This window comes from Phocaeicola sp. ICN-14070 (assembly GCF_037892625.1).
Lineage (GTDB): Bacteria > Bacteroidota > Bacteroidia > Bacteroidales > Bacteroidaceae > Phocaeicola > Phocaeicola plebeius.
Genome location: NZ_JBBKBF010000104.1, coordinates 1 through 6,042 on the forward strand (window position 1 = coordinate 1; position 6,042 = coordinate 6,042).

Below are 6,042 nucleotides of genomic sequence, written 5' to 3' on the forward strand. Positions count from 1 at the left end.
ATACATTGTATATAATCTATTACATTTTCATCATTTCCGGTTATAAGGGTGCTCATTCCTCCTGCCATTTGACATCCAAAGGCGGTGTTATAACCATCGAATCTGTTGCTGCGAGAAACTGCCGTTACGGAATATATGTTAAAGTAATTCCGGAGAGACTTCAGAGGTTCTTCTGTAAACAGGTTTTCCATGGCTTTATTCATGACTTCATCGTATGTTCCGTCTTCTATTTCAGTGTCCAAAAAGCCATCTCCCATCAATACAATGGGGAGTTCGTTTCCTTTTGTGGCACGTTGAAGAATACGTACCGTTCTGTCGGCAGAATAATCAGTCGATGTGCTTGTATTGGTACCTTCCTGTATGATAGTGACACTATTCAGTAATTCCTCTTCCAGGCCGTTTGTTTTACAAAAATAAAGATTGGCCGTTCGTTCCCTTTCATCTTCGTTGGGTAAAGCAGTCAAATTGACTACATAGCCTTGCTCTGTACGACTATCAGCCGATTGTGTAAGCCAGTTGGCTGTACTATAAATAACAAGTTTGTCCCCACTGAGGTTGGTGGTAAACTTGACTTGTAGTGAACCTCCTTGCGCCTCAGTATAATAAGTCGTCCGTTCCAGTTCTACGTAGTCTGCGGCCGATTGCGTGACGGTAAGGGATTGGGTGAGACCAGCGGAAACTAGATTTACTATGGCTGTACGGGAGTCTTTGCTGTCATTTTTACTGGAGGCTGTCAAGGCCAGTTGATAAGTGCCGGCTTCCCCTGAAGTAGGAGAAATCAAAAGCCATTCACTGGATGTATTTGCTTCCCATTCTCGCGTACTGGTAAAGCTGATTACTGTTTGGGAATTAGCCGCTGAGGCTAGGGTAATCGAACTTGTTTCTTCTTGCAAAGAGAAACTGGGGTCAATTTCCTTTTCGGAACACCCGGATATCAAGAGGATAAGAAGAAATAATAATATACTTTGTTTCATGTCTGTAAAATGATGGATGTGCACAAAATTGCTTTTTCTTGTATTAAATAGCAAATGAAATCTACGAATTGGCAAGAAAAAACTACGAATTCATTGATTAAAGTATTAAACTATTTCTGTACTAAAAAGGAAAATAGTTGATGAAAGATAGTTGGGTTGAATTATTTTGCGACAGACAATGCTGAAATGGTTATGTACCATCTTCTGCATTTGCAAATTCAGGATTTTCTTGATATCTTGCATTGTCAATTTATCAGGATAGAGTTTTATGAAACAAATATTGCATAAATTAAGGGTGTTACTGCTGATTGTATGGGGGATGTGTATTCCCTCGTTGCCGGGATATGCCATGACGGATAGTGAGTTTGCTACATGGACGGGAGTACGGGTAGGCTGGCAGCTTAATCCCCGTGTGAAGTTTAGGGGAACATTTCAAACTCGGACACAAAATGGCTTAAAAGAAATGGAACGGGGACGTTTGAATGTCGGACTGAATTACCGTGTGTTACCCCTCATGCAACTAAAAGGATATTACGAAATACGATACCGTGACCGTGGAACTGCGGGATGGAAAGTTGGATATCGCTATCAAGCCGGTTTTATTGTTTCAGGGGCCAAACGAAATATAAAGCTTGGCTGGCGGGAACTTTTGCAACACACATTTATTGGCGGAGCAAATGAGGTGCAATTACGTTCGCGTTTGAGAGTGGCTTATGAACCTGAAAACTGGATAGCATATCCTTATTTTTTTGTGGAAACGTTTCAGCCGCTAGGCGACGAGGCTTTCTTTTCGCTGCCGCGTGTCCGTTATCGTTCGGGGGGGCGTTGCCCTCTTTCCCGGAAAACTGCTTTGGATGTATATTATTGCCGCCAATATGACGTGAAGCGTTGCCAGAATATTTTAGGACTTAATTTGGAGATAAAATTGTAATGGAAGAAAATATGAGTTTTTTAGAATTAGTAAAGATGCGTCACTCCGTTCGGAATTATGAAAACCGTGCGGTGGAGAAAGAAAAATTGGATTACATAATGGAATGTGTACGTCTGGCTCCTTCAGCAGTAAATTTTCAGCCCTGGAAATTTGCGGTGATAACGGATGCGGACAGGCTGTCACAGCTGAAAAAGGCTTATCCAAGAGAGTGGATAGAAAATGTACCTTGTATGATAGTAGCTTGTGCGAATCATGAGGAATCCTGGCACCGTAAATCAGACGGAAAAGACCATGCAGATATTGATGTGGCCATTGCTGTAGAGCATCTTTGTCTGGCTGCTACGGAACAAGGATTGGGCACTTGCTGGGTGTGTAATTTTGATGTATCTCTGTGTCGGGAAGTACTTAACCTGCCTGATTTTATGGAACCGGTAGTGCTGATTCCTGTGGGTTACGCCCAAGCACAAGAAATGTCAGCTAAGAAACGCAAATCGTTGGATGAGATATTATTTTGAAAGCAATAAGGGGATAACATAAATAAAATATCAAATATTTAACTAGTTTTAGTAGTAGTTCTTTATGGAATTTCCTACTTTTGGGACGCTCTCTGAATCGCTTTTCAGGGAGCGTCTTTTATGTATATTCTAATTAGTTGAAAAATGGAAAACATTGAATTAGGATTATTGCTGATGGTGGTCGGAATGGTCACAGTCTTTGTAATTCTGCTCATTGTTATCTGGTTAAGCCAGCTTCTGATTTCCATTGTAAATAAAGTTGCTCCTGAAGAAGCACCCAAAAAGAAGGTGGCTGCTACAGGTGCATCTACCGATGCTGGTGCAATGGATGCCATTAAGGCGGCTGTGGATATATTGACAGCCGGAAAAGGTCAGGTAATAAAAGTAGAAAAACTGCAGTAATCTGTTAGAAAAACACGCATGTATTAGTCATGGAACAGAAAGAAGTCAAATTTAGTTTGGTTTTTCGTGATATGTGGCAGAGTGCCGGAAAATACGTACCGCGAGTAGACCAGTTGGTGAAGGTGGCCCCAGCCATTATCGAAATGGGGTGTTTTGCCCGTGTAGAAACAAACGGGGGAGGTTTTGAACAAGTTAACCTGTTGTTTGGTGAAAATCCGAACAAGGCTGTCCGTGAGTGGACGAAGCCTTTTCATGAAGCTGGAATTCAGACACACATGCTCGACCGTGCGCTGAACGGTTTGCGAATGAGTCCGGTACCGGCCGACGTACGTAAGTTGTTCTATAAAGTAAAGAAGGCTCAGGGTACAGACATTACCCGTACATTCTGTGGATTGAACGATGTACGCAATATTATTCCTTCCATCGGTTATGCACATGATGCCGGCATGATTTCTCAGTGCTGTCTTTGCATCACTTATTCTCCGATTCATACCGTAGAGTATTATCTGGATATGGCCAAGAAGCTGATTGATGCAGGATGTGATGAAATCTGTATCAAGGATATGGCGGGTATTGGTCGTCCGGTATTCCTGGGTAAGCTGGTGGCAGGTATCAAGAAAATCAAAGATATTACGATTCAGTATCACTCTCATGCAGGCCCGGGCTTTAATATGGCTTCTATTCTGGAAGTGTGCAAGGCTGGATGTGATTATGTGGATGTAGGTATGGACCCGTTGTCATGGGGTACCGGACATGCAGACGTGATCAGTGTACAGGCCATGTTGAAGGACGCCGGCTTCAAGGTGCCTGAAATCAATATGCAGGCCTATATGAAGGTACGTTCCCTGATTCAGGAATTTATGGATGATTTCCTGGGATTGTATATCAGTCCGAAAAACCGTCTGATGAACTCTTTGCTGATTGGACCGGGACTTCCGGGTGGTATGATGGGTAGCTTGATGGCCGATTTGGATACTAACCTGGAATCTATCAACAAGTATAAGGCAAAACGCAATTTGCCGTTCATGACTCAGGATGAACTGCTGATTAAACTGTTTGATGAGGTAGCATACGTATGGCCGCGTGTGGGGTATCCGTGTCTGGTAACTCCGTTCAGCCAATATGTGAAGAACCTGGCCATGATGAATGTCATTCAGCTGGAAAAAGGCAAGGAACGCTGGGGAATGATTGCCGACGATATCTGGGACATGATTTTGGGAAAAGCCGGACAATTGCCTGGCAAACTGGCTCCTGAAATTGTGGAAAAAGCTGAACGTGAAGGCCGTAAGTTCTTCACAGGCAACCCACAGGACAACTATCCTGATCAGTTGGAAAAATACCGTCAGATGATGTGGGAAAAGAAATGGGAAACCGGACAGGATGATGAAGAGCTCTTTGAATATGCCATGCATCCGGCTCAGTATGAAGCCTATAAGAGTGGAAAGGCAAAAGCTGACTTCCTGGAAGATGTGAAGAAACGCCGTGAAGCCAAGGAAGAGATCCACATGGCTAATGACCAGACTAAAGTCTTGACAGTAGACGTAAACGGTCAGGCTTATCGTGTAACTGTAGCCTTTGGCGATGTCAATCCGTCTAAACTTTCTGCACAGAATCAGCCTGCTGAAGCAGCTCCGGCTGCTCAAGCTCCGGCTGGTGAAGGAAAAGAAGTGCTTTCTCCGCTGGAAGGTAAATTCTTCCTGACGAAGAGTGCACAGGAAACTCCGGTGAAAGTGGGTGACAAGGTGAACAAGGGAGATGTGATTTGCTACGTAGAGGCCATGAAAACTTACAATGCCATCCGTGCTGAGTTTAGTGGAACCATCACTGCTATCTGTGCAAATTCCGGTGACTCCGTATCAGAAGATGATGTATTAATGAAGATTTTGTAATGGAAGAGATATTAGAAAGATTATATGATATGACCGCTTTCAGCAACATTGCTGCTGACCCGCGGTTTCTCATCATGTATGCCATTGCTTTCGTCTTGCTCTATCTGGGTATCAAGAAGCAGTACGAACCGTTGCTGCTGGTACCCATCGCTTTCGGGGTGTTGCTGGCCAACTTCCCGGGCGGTGATATGGGGGTAGTGCAGGCCGATGAAAATGGAATGGTCATGGTGAACGGTGTGATGAAGAACATCTGGGAAATGCCGCTTCATGAAATTGCACATGAACTGGGACTGATGAACTTCATTTATTATATGTTGATTAAGACGGGATTCCTTCCGCCGATTATATTCATGGGAGTAGGTGCACTGACCGATTTTGGTCCGATGCTGCGTAATCTTCGTCTGTCTATTTTCGGTGCGGCTGCTCAGCTGGGTATCTTTGCCGTATTGCTGGTATCTATTTTGATGGGCTTTACTCCCAAGGAAGCTGCTTCTTTGGGTATCATCGGAGGTGCCGACGGTCCGACAGCTATCTTCACTACTATCAAGCTGGCTCCGCATTTATTAGGTCCGATTGCCATTGCGGCCTATTCTTATATGGCGTTGGTACCAGTTATCGTGCCGCTCGTCGTACGTTTGTGGTGTACAAAGAAAGAGCTGTCCATCAACATGAAGGAACAGGAAAAGAAATACCCTTCAAAAACGGAAATCAAGAATCTGCGTGTTTTGAAAATTATTTTCCCGATTGCATGTACTACCATCGTGGCCTTGTTCGTGCCAAGTGCAGTGCCTTTGATTGGTATGCTGATGTTCGGTAACTTGGTGAAGGAAATCGGTAGCAATACTTCTCGCTTGTTTGATGCCGCATCTAACAGCATTATGAATGCGGCTACTATTTTCCTGGGTATTTCAGTTGGTGCAACCATGACTACCGATGCTTTCCTGAACTGGACGACTATCGGTATCGTAATAGGTGGTTTCTTAGCTTTTGCACTTTCAATCTCAGGTGGTATTTTCTTCGTAAAGATATTCAATCTGTTTACGAAAAAGAAAATTAATCCGTTGATTGGAGCAACCGGTCTTAGCGCTGTGCCAATGGCCAGTCGTGTAGCCAATGAAATTGCCTTGAAATATGACCCGAAGAACCACGTGTTGCAATATTGTATGGCAAGTAACATTTCGGGTGTAATCGGATCGGCTGTGGCAGCTGGTGTACTGATTTCATTTCTTGGATAAGTAAACGTGATTTAGCTTCTTTGGACAGGATTACAAAGAGATAACTGTCAATTTGCAGGATGGAAATCTCTTTGTAATCCTGTCTTGTTTTTGTAA

General features: G+C 43.6%; 6 protein-coding genes. 5 read left to right on the forward strand and 1 reads right to left on the reverse strand.

Annotation, left to right across the window (positions count from 1 at the left end; genetic code table 11):
• Positions 1–893: BACON domain-containing protein (locus WKT20_RS17240; protein WP_340417793.1), on the reverse strand; the 893-nt coding region annotated here is incomplete at its 3' end.
• Positions 894–1,242: 349 nt separating this feature from the next.
• Here WKT20_RS17240 and WKT20_RS17245 point away from each other — a divergent pair.
• The 5 genes from WKT20_RS17245 to WKT20_RS17265 all read left to right on the forward strand — a co-directional run bounded on the left by WKT20_RS17245 (position 1,243) and on the right by WKT20_RS17265 (position 5,946).
• Complete coding sequence (locus WKT20_RS17245; RefSeq protein ID WP_340417794.1) at positions 1,243–1,905, forward strand: DUF2490 domain-containing protein; 663 nt, start codon at positions 1,243–1,245, stop codon at positions 1,903–1,905.
• Between the two features lie 11 nt (positions 1,906–1,916).
• Positions 1,917–2,420: a nitroreductase family protein gene (locus WKT20_RS17250; RefSeq protein WP_117702614.1), complete on the forward strand. Its 504-nt coding sequence runs from the start codon at positions 1,917–1,919 to the stop codon at positions 2,418–2,420.
• A gap of 144 nt (positions 2,421–2,564) precedes the next feature.
• Entirely contained in the window at positions 2,565–2,822 is a 258-nt protein-coding gene (locus WKT20_RS17255; protein WP_007561999.1) for an OadG family protein, read from the forward strand.
• Between the two features lie 29 nt (positions 2,823–2,851).
• Positions 2,852–4,711 carry a biotin/lipoyl-containing protein gene (locus WKT20_RS17260; protein WP_117702579.1) on the forward strand — a complete coding sequence of 620 codons (1,860 nt, stop codon included), beginning with the start codon at positions 2,852–2,854 and terminating at the stop codon, positions 4,709–4,711.
• The gene (locus tag WKT20_RS17265; protein WP_007561996.1) at positions 4,711–5,946 is read left to right on the forward strand and encodes a sodium ion-translocating decarboxylase subunit beta; all 1,236 of its coding nucleotides are present in this window, start codon (positions 4,711–4,713) and stop codon (positions 5,944–5,946) included. The genes WKT20_RS17260 and WKT20_RS17265 overlap by 1 nt, the downstream gene beginning before the upstream one ends.
• Positions 5,947–6,042: the final 96 nt, after the last annotated feature.

What these genes read in the sequence shown, in the direction of transcription:
- WKT20_RS17245 (WP_340417794.1), top strand. Translation starts at nt 1,243, where the DNA reads ATGAAACAAATATTGCATAAATTAAGGGTGTTACTGCTGATTGTATGG.
- WKT20_RS17250 (WP_117702614.1), top strand. Translation starts at nt 1,917, where the DNA reads ATGAGTTTTTTAGAATTAGTAAAGATGCGTCACTCCGTTCGGAATTAT.
- WKT20_RS17255 (WP_007561999.1), top strand. Translation starts at nt 2,565, where the DNA reads ATGGAAAACATTGAATTAGGATTATTGCTGATGGTGGTCGGAATGGTC.
- WKT20_RS17260 (WP_117702579.1), top strand. Translation starts at nt 2,852, where the DNA reads ATGGAACAGAAAGAAGTCAAATTTAGTTTGGTTTTTCGTGATATGTGG.
- WKT20_RS17265 (WP_007561996.1), top strand. Translation starts at nt 4,711, where the DNA reads ATGGAAGAGATATTAGAAAGATTATATGATATGACCGCTTTCAGCAAC.